Source organism: Micromonospora sp. LH3U1 (assembly GCF_028475105.1).
Classification (GTDB): Bacteria; Actinomycetota; Actinomycetes; order Mycobacteriales; family Micromonosporaceae; genus Micromonospora.
The window spans coordinates 204,562-222,693 of sequence record NZ_CP116936.1 but is presented as its reverse complement, the minus strand read 5'-3'; the positions used below and the strand labels follow the sequence as shown (position 1 = coordinate 222,693).

Here is an 18,132-nt window from a genome sequence, read left to right as displayed (position 1 = left end):
CTCCACGCCACCACGGACTTCTGTCAGCTGTGGACACGAGCACCTGCTTTCTGCGTCAGTACGTCGGCGGGTTCGCCGGACCTAGATGTGTCGGGCGAACGGTCGTTGTTCGCCGCGGAAGGTGCGGTGGTGGTTATCCCTTGATGCTGCCCGTGGTCAGACCGGACATGATGTTCCGTTGGAAGATCAGGAAGACGATAACTGTCGGAATCGCGGCAATGACCGACGCGGCGATCACCACGTTCATGGGCGTCCCGCCCGCGAAGGAGTAGATGCCGACGCTGACCGTCCGGGTCTCCGGCGACGGCATGACCAGCTTCGGCCAGAGGAAGTCCTTCCAGACTGCCGTCATGGCCAGAATCGCGACGACGCCGAGGATCGGGCGGGACATCGGCAGGATGATCGACCAGAGCGTGCGCAGCGACGTCGCCCCATCAACCAGGGCGGCCGCCATCAACTCCTCCGGAATCGAGTCGAAGAACCGCTTCAACAGGAAGATGTTGAATGCGTTCGCCACCAGGGGCAACCAGATCGCGAACGGCGAGTCCAGCAGGTTGATGTGCACGATCGGCAGGTCGATCACGGTGACGTACTGCGGGACGATGAGGACCATCGCCGGAATCATCAATGTCCCCAGCATCATCGCGAGGATCACGTTGCCGAAGATCGGCCGAAGCTTGGACAAGGAGTACGCGGCAGCAGCGTCGAAGACGAGTTGGAACAGCACCGCGCCGACCGCGTAGTAGAACGTGTTGAACAGCAGCTTGGCGAGCTCCAGGTTGTTCCAGGCGTCGATGTAGTTCTGCGGCTGGGGGTCCTTCGGGAACAGCGTCGGTGGGGTCTGCGCGATCTCCTGGCCGGACTTGAGCGCGCCGGTCACCATCCAGTAGAGCGGTCCGAGGAAGACGAGCGTGAACCCCGCCACGACGACAACCAGCAGTGTCCAGTAGATGACCCTGCCACGCCCCCGACTGAGCTGGGCATGGGAGATGAGGGTCCGGGTTCCGGAATCCTGTGCCATTCCTCGCCGTCCTAGTCCTGTTTCGCACTCAGCCGCAGGTACACGGCGGAGAAGCCGGCCAGCACCACGAGCATGATCACGCCCAGGGCGGCGGCACCGTTGAGGTCGTTCTGGAAGAACCCGTGCTGATAGATGAGGTACGCCACAGTGGTCGCGGAGTCCTCCGCGCCGGCACCGTTGGCGAGGATCAGGGGCTCGATGAAGAGCTGCATCGTGGAGACGATCTGGATCATCGCCAGGAGCGCGAGGATCAGCCGGGTCTGCGGGATCGTCACGTGCCGGATGCGCTTCCAGATGCCGGCGCCGTCGAGTTCGGCTGCCTCGTAGAGCTCGCCGGGAATGCTCTGCAACGACGCCAGGTAGATGAGCACCGCGCCGCCCATGTTCATCCAGGTCGACGCGATGACCATGGCCGGCATCGTCATCTCGGGCGACTGCATCCACTGCGAGGTGGGTAGGTGCAACGCCTTCAGGATCGCGTTGAAGAGCCCGGCCTCGCTGGGGTCGTACGCGTAGAACTTGAAGAGGTACAGCGCCGAGGCCGGCGGCAGCATCACCGGCAGGTAGACCAGGATCCGCAGGTAACCCTTGGCGTGGCGGAACTCGTTGAGCAGCACCGCCACGAAGAACGGCACCACGTACCCGAGGAGGAGCGCGAGCACCGTGAAGTAGAAGGTGTTCTGCCAGGCCGTCCAGAAGCTGGGGTCGGCGATGATGCGGGAGTAGTTGTCCCAGCCCACCCAGGTGGTCTCGCCACGCCGGGTGCGCTGGAAGCTCATCACGATGCCGCGGATCATCGGGTACCAGGAGAAGACGACGAAGCAGAGCACCGCCCCGATCAGGAACGCGTGACCGGTGAGGTTGTCCCGTACCTTGCGGCCGAGGCTGGTTCGCTGCGGCCGCGCCGAGTACGGCGACGGCGGGTGGCCCGGTTTCCTGGAGGTCTCCGGGACGGTGGTGATCGCCAAGGCAACTCCTGGGTGAGTCAGTGACGTCGAGATGCGGTGCGAATGGCGTGGGGGTCGGGTCGGCGTCCCGACCCCCACACGATCGGTCAGCTCTCGGCGGCGAGGAGTTGGTTGACCTTCTCCTCGGCGGTCTTGAGCAGTGCGTCGATGTTCGAGTTCGGGTTGGTCAGCACGCCCGACATCGCGGCGTCGAGCACCGCGTAGACCGCCTGGGCGTTGCGCGGCTCACCCTTGATCGGAACCGGGGTCGCCTCGAAGAGCGCGAAGTTCGCCGTGTCGACGTTCGCGTTCGCCTTACGCAGCTCCAGCTCCTGCTTCTGCGCGTCACTGCCGTTGGCGAAGAGCAGCGGCTGGGGCAGACCCACCGGGTAGTTCTGCGGCTTGGCCCGGACGTAGTCGAACTGGCCCTTGCCCGGGGTGAGCTTCTGGTACGCGATCCACTTCAGACCGGCCTTGACCTGCTCGGGCGTGAGGTCCTTCTTGAAGAAGTAGCCCTCGCCACCACCGAGCGTCCCCTTGGCCGCGCCGTCCTGGCCGGGCAGCGGAGCCATCGCCCAGTCCTGGAACTTGCCCTGGAACTGGCTGACGATCGCCTGGGTGGCGTCCGGCGCGCCGATGAACATGCCGACCTTGCCCGCGCCGGCGTTCGTCAGCAGGTCGCCCCACTGGAGCAGCTGACGGGCGCCCATGCTGTTGTCGCCGTACCGCATGTCCTTGAGGTTCTGCAGGACCTGCTTGCCCTGGGCGTTGTTGAAGTCGGCCTTCTTGCCGTCCTCGGTCAGCACCCGGCCGCCCTGCGAGTAGAGCAGGGAGGTGAAGTGCCAGCCACCGGTGTTGCCGGCGCTGTACTCCGAGTAGCCAGCGATGCCGTTGCCGAGCGCGGAGATCTTCTTGGCGGCGGCACGGACCTCGGCCCAGGTCTTCGGCGGGTTGTTGACGTCGAGCCCAGCCTGCTGGAACAGGGCCTTGTTGTAGACCAGACCCATCGAGTAGTTCTTCACCGGAACGGCGTAGAGCTTGCCGCCGTCGGTGAAGACCTCCTTGAGCGCCGGGTCGACGCTGTCCCAGGTCGCGATCGCGTCCTTGTTGACCTGCTGACTGATGTCCATCGCCTGACCGGAGTCGAGCACCTGCTGGAGATCGGTCATGTACCCGTAGAAGACGTCGGTCACGGTGCCGCCGGCGAGGCGGGCGGTGAAGTCCGGCGGGTTGTTGCACTGCTCGCCGACGCTGACGCTCTTGATGGTGATGTCCGGGTTCTGCTTCTGGAACTCGGCGACGTCGTCGTTCCAGTTCTTCAACAGCTCTTTCTGGGCGCCGACCGGCTGGCAGTCGACAGTGATGGTGACCTTGCCGCCTGCGGTCGAGCCCTTGTCGTCGCTCTTCGTGGAGCATGCCGTGAGGCTGAGCCCCAGGCCGGCCACGAGCGCAACCGCCGCAGCCTTTCGGTATTGCGGTACGGACATCTGTCCATCCCTTCGGGAACGGGTGTCTCCAATGACCTTCGCTGATCTGCGGTGATACGACCTGACGCCCAGTAGCTGCGTCGGAGCCAGGTGTGAGTGGAGTCACTGTAGCGAGGCCGACTCATTTCGGCAAGGTATCGACCCTGTTCCGAAAGGACACGACGTGATGACGACAGATGTTGGCAAGCCGCTGAAAGCAGCCCGTCTTGTTAGCTATTGATGCCTTATGACCGGTCATTCGGCCCGGTCGATGCCGACCATGGCGAGCAACGACGAAAACGGCCGCCGACCGCGAGAGGCGGTCGACGGCCGAAGCGTCGTTCGGTGTGGTGCCTAGCGGCCGGGGGCGGGCGCTGTGGAACCCCGCACCACCAACTCCGGCTCGAACAGCAGCTCGTCCTGAAGGACGCCGGCACCCTCGATCTGGGTGACCAGCAGATCCACGGCGGCCTGCCCCATCGTCTCGATCGGCTGCCGCACAGTGGTCAACGGCGGATCGGTGCACGTCATGAAGGCGGAGTCGTCGTAACCCACCACCGACACGTCGGCCGGCACCGAACGGCCCAGTCGGCGGGCCGCCCGGATCGTGCCCAGCGCGAGCACGTCGCTGGCGCAGATGATGCCGGTCACGCCCCGCTCGACCAACTTCGTCGCGGCGACCCGCGCACCCTCCATCGAGAAGCTGGAACGCTCCACGCACTCGGCGTCGCCCTCGTCCCAGCCCGCGACCTTCATCATCGCGTCCAGCTTGCGCCGGGACGGCACATGCCCCTCCGGGCCGAGCACCATGCCGATCCGTTCGTGCCCGAGCGAACGTAGGTGCCCGTACGCCTGCTCCACCGCCACCGCGTCATCCGTGGAGACGCGGGGGAAGCCCAACTCGTCCACACCCGCGTTGACCAGCACCACCGGAAGGCCGCGATCGGTCAGCCGACGGTAGTGGTCGTGTTTGGCATCGGCGAGCGCGTACGAGCCACCGGCGAAGATCACCCCGGAGACCTGGTGGTCGAGGAGCATCTCCACGTAGTCCATCTCGGACACGCCGCCGATGGTCCGGGCGCAGAGAGCCGGGGTGTAGCCACGCTGGGCGAGAGTCCCGGTGACGACCTCGGCCAGCGCCGGGAAGATCGGGTTCTGCAACTCGGGCAACACCAGCCCGACCAGTCGGGCGCGTTCGCCGCGCAGCTTCGTCGGCCGCTCGTAGCCGAGCACGTCCAGCGCGGTCAGCACGGCGGTCCGGGTCGTCTCGGAGACTCCGTCGCGGCCGTTGAGCACCCGGCTGACGGTGGCCTCGCTGACGCCCGCCTTCTTGGCAACTTCAGTCAACCGCTTGGTCACGGTCGCAATCGTACGTCACCACAATGAAAGAAATGAACAGCAAACTGCCTAGCATTTGCGGGCTGACTGCCGCGTCTTGCCCGCGGCCTACCGTCAGGACAGGTTGTGCAGCGCCTCCTCGATGGCCCGGTGGAAGGTCGGGTACGCGTAGATCATGTGCCGGAGCTGACTCAACGGCACCGCCGCGTGCACGGCCACCACCAGCGCGGAGAGCACCTCGCCGCCGGCCGGGCCGACCGAGGTGGCGCCGATCAGCACGCCCTGGTCCGCATCCGCGATGAGCTTGATGAAACCCTCGTCGCCGACCTGGTGGATCCAGCCCCGCGTCGAGCTGCCGAGCTTGGTGAAACCAACCTGCACGTTGATGCCGCGCTCGCGGGCCTGCCGCTCGGTGAGCCCGACCGCGCCAACCTCGGGATCGGTGAAGGTCACCCGAGGCAACGCGCGGTAGTCGGCTCGCGGGACGGTGCCGGCCGACCCGCTCGACCCACTGGCGGCCAACGAGCTGGACGCGCCCATCGCGCCGCCGACCACGCTGGCGGTCCCGCTGGCATCCGCCCCCGCCTTCGCCTGCCGGGCACGGGCCAGCACGTCGGCGACGACGATCCCCGCCTGGTACATGGCGATGTGGGTGAAGGCGCCCTCGCCGGTCAGGTCACCGACCGCCCAGACGTGGTCGGTGACATGCAACCGGTCGTCGACCGGCAGGTAACGCTGACTGGCGTCCACGCCGATCGTGTCCAACCCCAACTCTTCCAGGTGGGCCTTACGCCCGGTCACCACCAGCAGCCGGTCGGCGCTGAACTCCGCCCCGCCGCCACCGCGCAGGGTGAACCGTGTCCCGTCGTGCTCGACCCGCTCGGCGCGTACCCCGGTGTGGATCTCCACGCCGTCGGCGCGCAGCGCCGCGGCAGCGACCTCGGACGCCTCCGGCTCCTCGACGGCCAGCACCCGGTCCAGTGCCTCCACCACGGTGACCCGGACCCCGAAGCGGGCGAAGACCTGCGCCAGCTCCAGACCGATCGCGCCGCCACCGAGGACCAGCAGCGACTCCGGCAACTGCTCGACCTCGATCGCCTGATGGTTGGTCCAGTACGGCGTGTCGGCCAGGCCGTCGATCGGCGGCACCGACGCACGGGTGCCGGTGCCCAGCACGACCCCGTGCCGGGCCTGGAACACCTGGTCGCCGACGCGGACCCGGCCCGGACCGTCGAGCCGGCCGCTACCCCGGACGAACCGGCCGCCCTTGCCGGTGAACCGCTCCACCGCGACGGTGTCGTCCCAGTTGTCGGTGGCCTCCTCGCGGATCCGCTTCGCCACCGGCGCCCAGTCCGGCTGGACCTGGGCCGTCCCGGCCAGTCCATCGACCCGGCGAGCCTCGGCGAGAGCGTTGGCCGCCCTGATCATCATCTTGCTCGGGATGCAGCCCCAGTACGGGCACTCCCCGCCGACCAGGTCCCGTTCGATGCCGACGACGCTCAGGCCGGCCTCGGCGAGCCTCTCGGCCACCTCCTCGCCGCCGACCCCGAGCCCCACCACGACCACATCCACCAGCTCCGGCTCCGCCACCCCGACAGCATCCCCCAACGACACCGCCCCGACCACCGGGGTCGGAGGAAAAGTCGACGCGCTCACCGGGCCGGGCCGCTTACCGTGGCCGCATGCACCCACCCTTCACCCCGGTCCGGGACTGCTTCCACGACCTGCTCGCCTCCGGCCGGGAGACCGGCGCAAGCCTCGCCATCTGGTACGACGGGCAGCCCGTCGTCGACCTGGTCGGCGGCTCCCGGACCAGTGCCGGGCGGGACGGCGAGCCGTGGCTGCCGGACACGCTGGTGAACGTCTACTCGGTCGGCAAGCCAGTCGCCGCGCTCTGCCTCCTGATGCTCGTCGACCGGGAGAAGGTCGATCTCGACGCGCCCGTCGACCGGTACTGGCCGGAGTTTCGCACCCCCGCCACCGTGCGCCAGGTGTTGTCGCACACCGCCGGGCTTCCGACCTTCCCGGTGCCCCGGCCAGCAACCGCGATCGCCGACTGGGCACTGCTCACCGGCGACCTGGCCGCCGCCGACCCCGAGTGGTCGCCGGGCTCGGTCGCCGGAGAGCACGCCTGGACGTACGGGCATCTGGTGGGCGAGCTGGTCCGCCGGGTCGACGGGCGTTCGGTGGGCCGCTTCCTGGCTGAGGAGATCGCCGGCCGGTGGCAGCTCGACCTCGGCTTCGGGCTGACCGATGCGGACCAGCGGCGCTGTGCCGATCTGCGCTACGGCGACCCGGGGTGGCCGACCCGGGCGCTCGGTGAGCCGGGCTCGCTGCGGGCGCGCGCGATGGGCAACCCGGCCGGTGGGCAGGACCTGGCCGTGCTGAACAGCCCGCTCTGGCGCGGCGCAGAGGTGCCGGCGGTCAACCTGCACGCCACCGCGTCCGGTCAGGCCCGGCTCTACACCGGTCTGCTGGCCGGCGGCCTCCTGGACGGCGTCCGGCTGTTCAGCCCCGACCTGGTTGCCGAGGCCACCCGAGTTCAGTACGACGGGCCGGACCTGGTGTTGGATCGCCAGGCCCGGTGGACGCTGGGCATGCAGTGGGAGCCGGACGGCAGCTGGGGCATGGGTGGCCTCGGCGGCAGCAGCGCGTGGGCCGACCCGGAGCGTGGCTACACCTTCGCGTACGCCACAGCCCACCTGGCCGAGCACGACCGGGTGGACGAGCTGGTCGAGGCGCTGCACTCCTGCCTCTGACCGCTTGTTTCAGCGCAGCCAGACGGGGTCGGTGCCCGGAACGGACAGCGGCGGTGGGTAGTCGAGGGCGCGGCGGAGCTGATCCGGAAGTCGCCACGGTTGGTGCACGGCCTTGCCCTGCACCCGCGCCAGCTCCGGCACCCACCGGCGCACATAGTCGCCGGCCGGGTCGTACCGCTCGGCCTGCCGGACGGGGTTGAACCCCCGGTACGGCTTGGTGTCGTTGCCGGTGCCGGCGACCCACTGCCAGTTGCCGGAGTTGTTCGCCACGTCCCCGTCCAGCAGCCACCGGAAGAACACCGCCACCCCGGCCCGCCAGTCCTGCCCGAGGTGCTTGGTCAGGTAGCCGGCGGTGATCAGCCGGGCCCGGTTGTGCATCCAGCCCTGCGTCCGCATCTGCCGCATCCCGGCGTCGACGATCGGCATCCCGGTGCGCCCCTCGGTCCAGGCCGCCAACGCGTCGTCGTCGTAGCGCCACTGCTCGGTGGCACCCCGCCGGTACGCCGAGGTCGAGATCTCCGGGAAGGCGGCGGTGACCTGGTAGTAGAAGTCCCGCCAGCAGATCTGCCGGACGAACGGCCCGGACCGGTCGTCGGCCCGATTGGTCACCGCCAGCGGGGACACGCAGCCGAAGCGCAGGTACGGGCTGAGCCGGGAGGTGTCGTCGCCGGCCATGTCGTCGTGCTGATCGTCGTACCGGTCCAGGTCGGGCAGCCAGTCGGTGAGCCGCTGCCGGGCGACCCGCTCGCCGCCGACCGCCGCGTCCGGCGAGTCCCCGGCCGGCAGCTTCGGCAGACTGCCCACGCTCACGCCATCGGGCAGCGCCACCCGGCGCGGCGCGGCCAACTCCTCGCGCCACTGGTTGGCCGCCCAGGACCGGTGGTACGGGCTGAACACCCGGTAGTGGTCACCGCCGCCACCGGGGCGCAACGCGCCCGGCTCGACCACGGTCAGCCCGGGAAACAGTCGCAGGTGCAGCCGGTGCCGCTCGCACTCGGCGCGCAGTCGCCGCTCCCGGCGACGGGCGTAGCGGCTGACATCGACGGAGAGCGCGACGGCGGTGGCGCCGACCTCGTCCGCCACCCGGATCGTCTCGGCCACCGGGTCGCCGTGTCGCACCACCAGGTCGCCACCGCGGTCGCGCAGCTCGACACGCAGGTCAGCGAGGGCCTGATGCAGGAACCGGGTGCGGTTGGCCGACAGACCGGCCAGCTCCGGGTCGAGCACGTACAACGGCACCACCCGATCGAAGGCCGCGCAGGTGGTGGCCAGCGCCGGGTGGTCGTGCACCCGCAGGTCGCGGGTCAGGAGCACGATCGCGGTGCTCGCGGTCACCGGGGCTGCGGGTGGACCGTCGGCCCGGGGATGGTGACCGGCGTACCTGTCGAGCTGAGCAGCGCCCGTGCGGCCACCGCCATCCGTCGCCGCTGCGGCACCAGGGCCCGCCGGACGAAGACGTCGTAGTCCTGCGCGGCCACCTCGTCGAGGATGCCGCCATAGAGCGCGTACGCGGTGCGCATGCAGGCCTGCGAGGCTGGCGCCAGCATGGTGATGCCCGGCGCCGCGGCGGCATAGTGCGCCTGCGCACGGGTCACCTCGTACTCGATCAGCTCGCGGATCCGGGGGGTGCCGCGGCCCCGGGTGCGGGCCTCGACCAGCTCGTCGCGGGTGATCCCGAACTTCGCCAGGTCCTCGTCCGGCAGGTAGGTGCGGCCCCGGTCGAGGTCCTCGGCGACGTCCCGGATGAAGTTGGTGAGCTGGAAGGCGAAGCCGAGCTGTCGCGCCGGCTCCCGTGCCGCCGCCGGGTCGGAGGTGCCCAGGATCGGCAGCATCATGGTGCCGATGACCGCCGCCGAACCCTCCATGTAGTCGAGCAGGTGGTCGTAGGTCGGGTACGCGGTGACGGTCAGGTCCATCGCCATGCTCTTCAGAAACGACGCAAAATCGTCCCGGTCGAGATCGAAGACGGCGATGGTGTGCAGCACGGCCGGCAGCAGCGGGTCGTCGACGGGAGCACCGTGCAGGCCGGCCACGAACTGGCTGGCCCAGTCGTCGAGGCGGGCGGCCCGCTCGGCCGGCGGCAGGTCCTCGGTGCGGTCGACGATCTCGTCGGCGTACCGGGTGAACCCGTAGAGCGCGTGCACATGCCGTCGTTTCCAAGCGGGAAGCAGTCGGGTGGCGAGATAGTAGGTGCGGCCATGACGTTTGTGCAGCTCACGGCACCGGTCATAGGCAGCGGTGAGATCTGTGTCCACCAGCCCTCCTCATTTATCGACGCACCAATCGACGCAACTCGTAGCCTAGGGTACGCTCAGCCGCATGGCCAACGACGCACTTGCGGGCAATGTGACCCGCCTGGCGGCGGTGCCGGGCGAAGGGGACGACCCGGTCCGCGCGGTCCTGGCCGCGTACACCCACGATCTGGTCACGGCGATCGACGAGACGCTGGCCACCTTCCTCACCGCCGAGGTCGACTCCCTCGCCGAGATCGACGCGTCGATGGGCAGCTTCGCCGCCACCGCGCGGGAGGCCGTCCTTGTCGGCGGCAAGCGGATCCGGTCCACGTTCGCCTACTGGGGCTGGCGCGGGGCGGTCGGCGGCGCCGAGGCACTGCCGCCCGTGCTGCCCGCGCTCGCCGCGCTGGAGTTGCTGCACACCTTCGCGCTGGTGCACGACGACGTGATGGACGCATCCACCACCCGCCGCGGCCGACCCACCGTGCACGTCGCGCTCGCCCAGCAGCACATCTCCGCAGGCCATCGGGGCGATCCCGGCCGGTTCGGCGAGGCCGTCGCCGTGCTCATCGGCGACCTCTGCATGGTCTGGGCCGATCGGTTGCTGGCCCACGCCACGGTGCCACCGGCCCGGCTGTTCGAGGTGCGCCGCTGTTACGACCAGATGCGGGTGGAGACGGTCGCCGGGCAGTATCTCGACGTGCTCGGCGAGAACGACCCGGACCACTGGTCGGTCGACCGGGCGCTGCGGGTGGCCCGCTACAAGACCGCCAGCTACACCGTCCAGCGACCACTGATCTTCGGGGCCCGCCTGGCCGGGCTGCCCGACGACGACCCGCTGGTCGCCGCGTACACCCGCTACGGCCTCGCCGTCGGCGAGGCGTTCCAGCTCCGCGACGACCTGCTCGGCGTCTACGGCGATCCGGCCGCCACCGGCAAGCCGGCCGGTGACGACCTCCGCACCGGCAAGCCGACCACACTGCTCATGCTGGCCCGGAGGCTGGCCACGCCGGCGCAGCTCAGGGCGTTGGAGCAGGCCGCCGCCGGACCGGTCGACCGGCTCGCCGACCTTGTCGCCGAGACCGGCGCGGTGGCCCGGGTGGAACGGATGATCGCCGAGCGTGTGAGCGACGCGCTGGCCGCGCTCGATACCGCGCCCGTGGACCGGACGGCGCGGACCGCGCTGACCGGTCTGGCCACTGCCGCTACCAACCGGCGGGCCTGATGAGCGACTTTCTTGAGGAGATGGTCACGTGCGGACGGTGACAGGACGGACGGACCGGGTGGTGGTCGTCGGGGCCGGGCTGGGCGGGCTCGCCTGCGCGCTGCACCTGGCGGGCAGCGGCCGACAGGTGACCGTGCTGGAGCGCGAGCCGGTGCCCGGCGGCCGAGCCGGCCGGCTCTCCGTGGACGGCTACGAGTTCGACACCGGCCCGACCGTGCTCACCATGCCCGACCTGATCGCCGAGGCGCTCGGCGCGGTCGGTGAGGAGTTGGACGACTGGCTCGACCTGACCCCACTCGACCCTGCCTACCGTGCGTACTACCCGGACGGCTCGACCCTCGACGTGCTCACCGACACCACTCGGATGGCGGCCGAGATCTCCCGGGTCTGTGGGCCGCGCGAGGCCGACGGCTACCTGCGCTTCGTCGAGTACGCGCGGGAGCTGTGGCGCCTGGAGCGGGCCGACTTCATCGAGCGCAACCTGGACGCGCCGACCGACCTGATCACCGGCAACCTGCTCAAGCTGCTCACCGGCGGGGCCTTCCGGCGTCTCCAAACGAAGATCAACCAATTCTTCCGGGACCCGCGTACCCAGCGGATCTTCTCGTTCCAGGCGATGTACGCCGGCCTCGCGCCGCACGACGCGCTGGCCATCTACGCGGTCATCGCGTACCTCGACTCGGTGGCCGGCGTCTACTTCCCACGCGGCGGCATCCACGCGGTCTCCAAGGCGATGGCCGGCGCAGCGGAGAAGCACGGCGTCCAGATCCGGTACGACACCACCGTGACCCGGGTGGAGACCGCGCACGGCCGCGCCACCGGTGTGCTCACCGCCGACGGTGAGCTGGTGCCGGCGGACGTGGTGGTCCTCAACCCCGACCTGCCGGTCGCCTACCGGGACCTGCTCCCCGCTGGCAGGGAGCGCAACCTCACCTACTCCCCGTCCTGCGTCGTCCTGCACGTCGGCTCGCGACAGGAATATGCGAAGATCGCCCACCACAACATCCATTTCGGACGCGCGTGGAAGGGCACCTTCGATGAGGTCATCCGTCGGGGCGAGCTGATGACCGACCCGTCGCTGCTGGTGACCAACCCGAGCCGGACCGACCCCTCGGTGGCCCCACCGGACCGGCACACCTATTACGTGCTCGCCCCCGTGCCCAACCTGCACCGGGCACCGTTCGAGTGGCGCGGCGACCTGACCCAGCGCTACAGCGACCAGCTGATCGGCACCCTGGAGGAGCGCGGCTACGTCGGTTTCGGTGCCGGGGTCGAGGTGCTGCGGGCGATCACCCCCGCCGAGTGGGAAGACCAGGGGATGGCCGCGGGCACCCCGTTCGCCGCCGCCCACACCCTCTTCCAGACCGGCCCGTTCCGCCCGTCGAACCTGCACCGTGACCTGTCGAACGTCGTCTTCGTCGGCTCCGGCACCCAGCCCGGGGTCGGCGTACCGATGGTGCTCATCTCCGGCAAGCTCGCCGCCGGGCGGATCACCGGAGAAGGCCGATGAGCAGCCGCGAGCAGCACCTCGTCGAGCTTGTCGACGAGACCGGCAAGGCCCACGGCGAGACGACCGTCGCGGCGGCACACCAGCCACCGGGGCAGCTGCACCGGGCCTTCTCGGTGCTGCTGGTGGACCCGGACGGCCAGGTCCTGCTCCAGCGCCGGGCCGCCGTCAAGACCCGGTTCCCGCTGCGCTGGGCCAACTCCTGCTGCGGTCATCCCCGGCCGGGCGAGTCGCTCGCCGAGGCGGCCAACCGGCGGCTGCGCGAGGAGTTGGGCGCGGGCCCGGTCGAGCTGACCGAGGTCGGCGTCTACGTCTACTACGCCGAGGACCCGGCGACCGGTCGCGTCGAATTCGAGTACGACCACGTGCTGCGCGGCGAGTTCCTGCCCGCGGCCCCGCTCCTGCCGGACCCGGATGAGGTGGCCGAGCTGCGGTGGGCCGATCCCACCGCGCTGGAGGCCGAGCTGGACCTCGACCCCCGGTCGTACGCGCCCTGGCTGGGCGGGGTGGTGAACCGGCTACTGCGCCCCTCGGAGGTCACGTCGGGCGCATCCGGCCTGGCTGTAACCCCGCCTGGTTCGTTGGCGGATGACACGGCGGAGCGGCCGGGTGGTCGATGAGGCGCTGAGCGCGGGCGCTGTCGCACGCCGGCTGGGGGTCGCGGTGACGACCCTGCGCACCTGGCACCAGCGCTACGGGCTCGGGCCCAGCGAGCACATCCCCGGTCACCACCGCCGGTACACGCCGACCGACCTGGCCCGCCTCGAGATCATGCGACGGCTCACCGCCGAGGGGGTCAGCCCCGCCGAGGCGGCCCGCTGGGCTCGCCAGGCACCGGATCCGACGCCCACCGGCGCCGTCGCCCCCAGGCGGATCCATCCACCTGGCCGCGACGGCGGTGGAACCATCCCGGTGGGTCGCGCCGGTCCGGCAGCCCGCGGGCTGGCCCGGGCCGCCATGCGGCTGGACGCGGCGGCGATCAGCGAGGCGATCGCGCACGCTCTGGCTACCGGCGGGGTCGTCGCCACCTGGGAGGGTCTGCTACGCCCGGTGCTCGCCGGAATCGGCGAACGCCACGCCGCCACCGCCGGCCTGATCGAGGTGGAACACCTGGTGTCCCGCTGCGTCTCGGAGGCTCTCGCGGCGGCCAGTCGGGCCAAGGTTCCCACCGGACCGGCCCGGATCCTGCTCTCCTGCGCCGACGAGGAGCAGCACACCCTGCCACTGGAGGCGTTGGCCGCGGCGCTCGCGGAGGCCGGGGTCAGCTACCGGATGCTCGGCGCCCGGGTGCCGGTGGGCGCACTCGTCGAGGCGGTCAACCGAACCGGACCGGCCGCCGTGGTGCTCTGGTCGCACACCCGCGCCACCGCCGACCCAGACCAGCTCAGCGCGCTGCTCGCCGCGCCCCGCCGCCCGTTGCTGGTGCTCGCCGCCGGCCCTGGCTGGCGAGCCGACACGCTGCCCGCCGGGGTGGTGCGACCGGTCGATCTGGCCGAGGCGGTCTCGCTCGCCGCCGCGGTCCGCGACTCCCTCGACCAGTCGAGGCGTGACTGATCGCACTGTCGCCCGCTGGCGTCGTGAACTACCGTCGGGCGGGTCCGCCTACCCCGACCCCTCCGGGAGCGAGCAGATGCAAGCCCGCGCCGTCCTGGCGTCCGTCCTCGCCGTGGCGCTGGTCTTGTCCGGCTGTGCCCAGCCGAACCGCACCATCGCACCCGCCGGCGCGCCACGGCCGGTGGAATCGACCACGCCGCCCACCCCGTCGCCGCGCCCCACCATCACCAAACCGGCGCTGCGGCCACTGCCGCCCAAGCTCCCGGCCGGCCTGCGGCGCAACACCGGCGTACGCCCGGTGGCCCTGACCTTCGACGACGGGCCCAGCCCGGCCTGGACGCCCAAGATGCTCGACCAACTGCGGGCCGCCAAGGTGACCGCCACCTTCTGCGTCGTCGGTCGCGAGGTGCAGCGCCACCCGGAGCTGGTCCGGCGGATCGTCCGTGAGGGACACCAACTCTGCAACCACAGCTGGCGGCACGACCTCGACCTGGCCCGGAGACCTGTCGCCGAGATCCAGGCCGACCTGGCCCGCACCAACAAGGCCATCCAGACGGCATCTCCCGGTGCGAAGGTGTCCTTCTACCGGCAGCCGGGCGGCCGTTGGACGCCGGAGGTGCTGGCGGTGGCGAAGAAACTCGGCATGCACCCGCTGCACTGGTCTGTCGACCCGCAGGACTGGGACAAGCCGAGCGCCGCCACGATCGGAAAGCGGGTGCACACAGCCGCCCGCCCCGGTGCTGTCGTGCTGCTGCACGACGGTGGCGGCAACCGTGCCGCGACGCTCGCCGCATGCCCCCACCTGATCGCCGACCTGAAGCAACGCTTCGGCATTACCCGACTCCACTAGACCGGCCTTGACCTGTGGTTTTACCGCCGTCCAAGCCTTTGCCGATACCGATTTTGTCGACCGCCCGAGCATCACGTATGCTTTCGAAGCCTCCGGCGGGGCCGGATGGGAGCAAGTCCGCTTGAAGTTGCGAGTGTGCAATGATGGCGGGGCCGCCCTCATCGTCTAGCGGCCCAGGACGCCGCCCTTTCAAGGCGGTAGCACGGGTTCGAATCCCGTTGGGGGCACGACCGGCGCAAGCCGGAGCAACACAAGCTAGGTCCTGTGGAGCAGTTGGAGTGCTCGCCGCCCTGTCAAGGCGGAGGTCGCGGGTTCAAGTCCCGTCAGGACCGCAGCGCCGACGCCGCGCCTCGCGCGGCGTTCTGCGTATCGGAGCATGTCTCCCTGCCGCCGGTTCGCCCGGTTGCCGGGTAGCATGAGCCGAGCGATACGGCCAGGTAGCTCAGTTGGTACGAGCGTCCGACTGAAAATCGGAAGGTCGGCGGTTCGACCCCGCCCCTGGCCACATAGCCTTTCGCCGGGCTACAGAGGTCCCCACCAGCGGAAACGCAGGTGGGGATCTTGCTTGTTCGGCACCTCTTCCGCACCGACGCCCCCGCAGGAATGTGATCCACTCCGCTTTCCGGATATCGGGGCATCCGAGCATGCAGGATGCCGCGATATCACCAAAACCGAGTCGATCATGCCCCGGCGGCGGCTGCGGTGGCCACGGCCGTCAGTCGTCCCGGCGCCCCTGTTGGCGGTGCTGCGACATGCCGCTCTGGATCGCCTCCCACACGCTGCGCCCGGCCTGTCGCAGCGTCTCACCCGCCTGCTCCGCGAGGTGCGCCGCGCTCTGAGCCGCCGCCTGCGCCCCTCCCGGTAGACCACCGCCGCCGTCACCATCTCCGGACGGGCTCGGACCGTGGGCAGGCGACTGATCGGGTCGGTCACTGGCCTGCCCGTTCGGCGACCCCGCCGGCCCCTCAGCGCCCCGGCCCGCCCCGGCCGGCCGTTGCCCCTCGCCCGGGCCCTCGGGGTGGCGCGGCCCCTCAGGGTGGCGCGGCCCCTCAGGGTGGCGCCGGCCCTCGTCCCCGTGGCTTTCCGGGTGACGGCCCTCCGGACCGCCGGGCCCCGGTCGCCTCTCGTCACCAGGCCCAGGGCCACCGGCTTGAGACCCGGGTCCTCCGGCGCTGGGGCCTGGACCCCCGGCATGAGGCCCAGGACCCCCGGCATGAGGCCCAGGACCACCGGCGCCAGGTCCCGAGCCACCGGGACCGGGCGCGGGCCGCCCAGGGCCCGGACTACCGGGCCCGGGGTGGGCACGGTCGGCGAAGGCACCGACCGCGCCCACCTGCTGGCCCAATTCGTCGAGTACGCCGTCGGAGCGCCGCGCCGACGCCCTGACCTCCGCGGCTCCCGTGGCCAACTGCTGCGCGCTGCGGTTCAGGTCGTCGATGACGGTGCCGGACGTCCGAGCGAGGGCCTCGATGATCTGCGGGTTGTTGTCGAGCGTGTCGAGCGCTCGCCCGAGGATCCTGGTCAACTGTTCCAACCGCACCCGCAGCTGCGCCTCGGCGTGCGCCCCGTTGATGTCCAGCTCGCCGCCGCTCAGGTGCACCCGTACGCCGGCGTCGACCTGGAGCAGGTTGGCCACCCGGGCCCGCAGCGAAAGGTCGGCGTCCAGGCCGTCGACCGCCAGCCGGATCGAGTCGACGGAGACCTTCGGAATGTCGAGCAGGACGTCGGGGTCCCCGTTGTCGACGTTCCGGTCCGGCTCTCGCTGCTGCGCGCTCTCGCTCATGCTCTCCCGCCCCGCCTGCACACCGGCCCGGTCGTCCGGACCGCTCGGCGCGGTTACCCGCTTTCCGGCGGGGCATCCCGTCCGTGACGGCTCGGCAACCCGCTGTCCGGAACCGGGCACCGCACGAAGCTGCACACGCAGGCATCAGCCGGTATGGTCCGGGCCTATGGGACAGGAGATGACCGATCCGGCCGACATCCGGCAGGACATCGACCGGTTCTCCTTACGGTGCAGCCTCTTCGTCCCGGGCTCGGCCGAGCACGCGTTCGGGGTCTTCACCGACGGGCTGACCGACTGGTGGGTCGCCGAATACACCTGGTCCGGTCCCGATGCTCTTGCCGAGCTGGGCATGGAGCCGCGCGCTGGCGGCATGCTCTACGAGCTGGGCCCGTACGGCTTCCGCGCCGACTGGGGTCGGGTGCTCACCTGGGATCCGCCGCGCCGGCTGGTCTTCGTCTGGCAGATCGGCCCGGACCGGATGCCGGTGCCGGACCCGGCCCGCGCGAGCGAGGTCGAGGTGCTGTTCCTTTCCGAGGGGCCGGAGCGTACCCGGGTGGAGCTGGAGCACCGGCACTTCGACCGGCACGGCGAGGCTGCCGAGGGGTACCGCAAGGCACTCACCGCCGGCTGGCACGACCTGCTCACCCGCTACGTCGCCACGGTGTCCCGCCACCGCCCGACCACGCCCGCCTGACCGTCGCCCGTCGCCCGTTGCGCGGTGGTCAGCGGCCGAGCTGCCGTTCCGGGGCGGAGTTGCCGCCGAGGTCCCGGCGACCCAGGTCCGCGTGACGACCGGCCTCCGCACCCGAGCCGAAGCCGGTGCCGCCCAGCCGGCGTGGCGGCGCGGTGCGCAGCCGCGGGTACTCGTCGGCGAGCCGTCGCTGCACCCGATCGGAGCGGTCGGCCAGCACCAGCGCCACCGACGGCGCGCCCGACTCGCTGGCTGCGGCTGTCTCGGCCGCCCAGAGCCGGCCCCCGATCACCTGCGCGAAACCGGCCAGCCAGGACCGGCGGAAGGCGGCCGGGTGGTCGTCCGCGGGCACCGCAGTGGCGGCCAGGCCGTGCGCCGCCTGCACGAGCAGTGAGGTGAAGAGCAGGTCGACCCGTTCCAGGTCGCTGGCGAACCCGAACAGGTGCAGCGCGAAGCCGTTGCCCTGCCGGCGGCGCACGCAGCGGCAGCGCAGTGGTTCGGCGACTGCGGCGAGCAGGCCGACCTTGTCGCGGGCGTACGGGGCGACGATGTCCAGCACCCGGTCGCCCACAGGATCGGTGGTCGGGTCACGGGCGGCGAGCAGCGCCCGGTCGACGCCGTAGCGGGCGATCAGCTCGGTCGCCTTGGCGGTGAACGCGGCCGCCTCGGCGGGCGTGCAGGCCGGGTCCTCGGCCTGGGCCAGCAGCTTGCGCACCTTGCTGAGCATGGCCTCGGACATGCCTACAGAGCTATCACA

General features: G+C 70.7%; 16 protein-coding genes and 3 tRNA genes. 10 read left to right on the top strand and 9 right to left on the bottom strand.

The features are described from left to right. Positions 1 to 133 precede the first annotated feature (133 nt). The 5 genes from PCA76_RS01080 to PCA76_RS01060 form a co-directional block, all read right to left on the bottom strand. Entirely contained in the window at positions 134 to 1,021 is an 888-nt protein-coding gene (locus PCA76_RS01080) for a carbohydrate ABC transporter permease (RefSeq protein WP_272614640.1), read from the bottom strand. Positions 1,022 to 1,032: 11 nt separating this feature from the next. Beyond that, complete coding sequence (locus PCA76_RS01075) at positions 1,033 to 1,989, bottom strand: carbohydrate ABC transporter permease (RefSeq protein ID WP_272614639.1); 957 nt, start codon at positions 1,987 to 1,989, stop codon at positions 1,033 to 1,035. Between the two features lie 86 nt (positions 1,990 to 2,075). Next, on the bottom strand, positions 2,076 to 3,455 hold the full coding sequence (locus PCA76_RS01070) for an ABC transporter substrate-binding protein (protein ID WP_272614637.1): 1,380 nt from the start codon (positions 3,453 to 3,455) through the stop codon (positions 2,076 to 2,078). 333 nt (positions 3,456 to 3,788) lie between these two features. Beyond that, positions 3,789 to 4,793, bottom strand: coding sequence for a LacI family DNA-binding transcriptional regulator (locus PCA76_RS01065; RefSeq protein ID WP_272614635.1), 1,005 nt, complete (start codon positions 4,791 to 4,793; stop codon positions 3,789 to 3,791). A 93-nt stretch (positions 4,794 to 4,886) separates the two neighbouring features. After that, positions 4,887 to 6,362: a dihydrolipoyl dehydrogenase family protein gene (locus PCA76_RS01060; protein WP_272614634.1), complete on the bottom strand. Its 1,476-nt coding sequence runs from the start codon at positions 6,360 to 6,362 to the stop codon at positions 4,887 to 4,889. A 92-nt stretch (positions 6,363 to 6,454) separates the two neighbouring features. On the opposite strand from PCA76_RS01060, the gene PCA76_RS01055 reads away from it, so the two are divergent. After that, the gene (locus tag PCA76_RS01055; protein ID WP_272614632.1) at positions 6,455 to 7,531 is read left to right on the top strand and encodes a serine hydrolase domain-containing protein; all 1,077 of its coding nucleotides are present in this window, start codon (positions 6,455 to 6,457) and stop codon (positions 7,529 to 7,531) included. A gap of 9 nt (positions 7,532 to 7,540) precedes the next feature. Here the strand turns inward: PCA76_RS01055 and PCA76_RS01050 are convergent, their stop codons facing one another. Beyond that, positions 7,541 to 8,866, bottom strand: coding sequence for a cryptochrome/photolyase family protein (locus PCA76_RS01050; RefSeq protein WP_272614631.1), 1,326 nt, complete (start codon positions 8,864 to 8,866; stop codon positions 7,541 to 7,543). Further along, entirely contained in the window at positions 8,863 to 9,786 is a 924-nt protein-coding gene (locus tag PCA76_RS01045) for a phytoene/squalene synthase family protein (protein WP_272614629.1), read from the bottom strand. The genes PCA76_RS01050 and PCA76_RS01045 overlap by 4 nt, the downstream gene beginning before the upstream one ends. A gap of 64 nt (positions 9,787 to 9,850) precedes the next feature. Between PCA76_RS01045 and PCA76_RS01040 the strand changes: the two genes are divergently transcribed. The 8 genes from PCA76_RS01040 (at position 9,851) to PCA76_RS01005 (ending at position 15,406) form a co-directional block, all read left to right on the top strand. Next, positions 9,851 to 10,990, top strand: coding sequence for a polyprenyl synthetase family protein (locus PCA76_RS01040; protein WP_272614628.1), 1,140 nt, complete (start codon positions 9,851 to 9,853; stop codon positions 10,988 to 10,990). Positions 10,991 to 11,018: 28 nt separating this feature from the next. Then, entirely contained in the window at positions 11,019 to 12,500 is a 1,482-nt protein-coding gene (gene crtI, locus PCA76_RS01035; protein WP_272614626.1) for a phytoene desaturase family protein, read from the top strand. Beyond that, the gene (gene idi, locus PCA76_RS01030) at positions 12,497 to 13,117 is read left to right on the top strand and encodes an isopentenyl-diphosphate Delta-isomerase (RefSeq protein WP_272614624.1); all 621 of its coding nucleotides are present in this window, start codon (positions 12,497 to 12,499) and stop codon (positions 13,115 to 13,117) included. The genes crtI and idi overlap by 4 nt, the downstream gene beginning before the upstream one ends. Next, positions 13,107 to 14,051, top strand: a complete 945-nt coding sequence (locus PCA76_RS01025; RefSeq protein ID WP_272619107.1) for a MerR family transcriptional regulator — start codon at positions 13,107 to 13,109, stop codon at positions 14,049 to 14,051. The genes idi and PCA76_RS01025 overlap by 11 nt, the downstream gene beginning before the upstream one ends. Positions 14,052 to 14,127: 76 nt before the next feature. Beyond that, positions 14,128 to 14,901, top strand: a complete 774-nt coding sequence (locus PCA76_RS01020) for a polysaccharide deacetylase family protein (RefSeq protein WP_272614622.1) — start codon at positions 14,128 to 14,130, stop codon at positions 14,899 to 14,901. A gap of 154 nt (positions 14,902 to 15,055) precedes the next feature. Continuing rightward, a tRNA-Glu gene (locus tag PCA76_RS01015) sits at positions 15,056 to 15,128 on the top strand. A gap of 31 nt (positions 15,129 to 15,159) precedes the next feature. Then, positions 15,160 to 15,233, top strand: a tRNA-Asp gene (locus PCA76_RS01010). Between the two features lie 99 nt (positions 15,234 to 15,332). Beyond that, positions 15,333 to 15,406, top strand: a tRNA-Phe gene (locus PCA76_RS01005). Positions 15,407 to 15,616: 210 nt separating this feature from the next. On the opposite strand, the gene PCA76_RS01000 is transcribed toward PCA76_RS01005, so the two are convergent. Continuing rightward, on the bottom strand, positions 15,617 to 16,684 hold the full coding sequence (locus PCA76_RS01000; protein WP_272614621.1) for a hypothetical protein: 1,068 nt from the start codon (positions 16,682 to 16,684) through the stop codon (positions 15,617 to 15,619). Positions 16,685 to 16,850: 166 nt separating this feature from the next. Here PCA76_RS01000 and PCA76_RS00995 point away from each other — a divergent pair, with 166 nt between their 5' ends. Then, entirely contained in the window at positions 16,851 to 17,378 is a 528-nt protein-coding gene (locus PCA76_RS00995; protein WP_272614619.1) for an SRPBCC family protein, read from the top strand. A gap of 28 nt (positions 17,379 to 17,406) precedes the next feature. Here the strand turns inward: PCA76_RS00995 and PCA76_RS00990 are convergent, their stop codons facing one another. After that, positions 17,407 to 18,114, bottom strand: a complete 708-nt coding sequence (locus tag PCA76_RS00990) for a DUF2786 domain-containing protein (protein ID WP_272614618.1) — start codon at positions 18,112 to 18,114, stop codon at positions 17,407 to 17,409. Positions 18,115 to 18,132 lie beyond the last annotated feature (18 nt).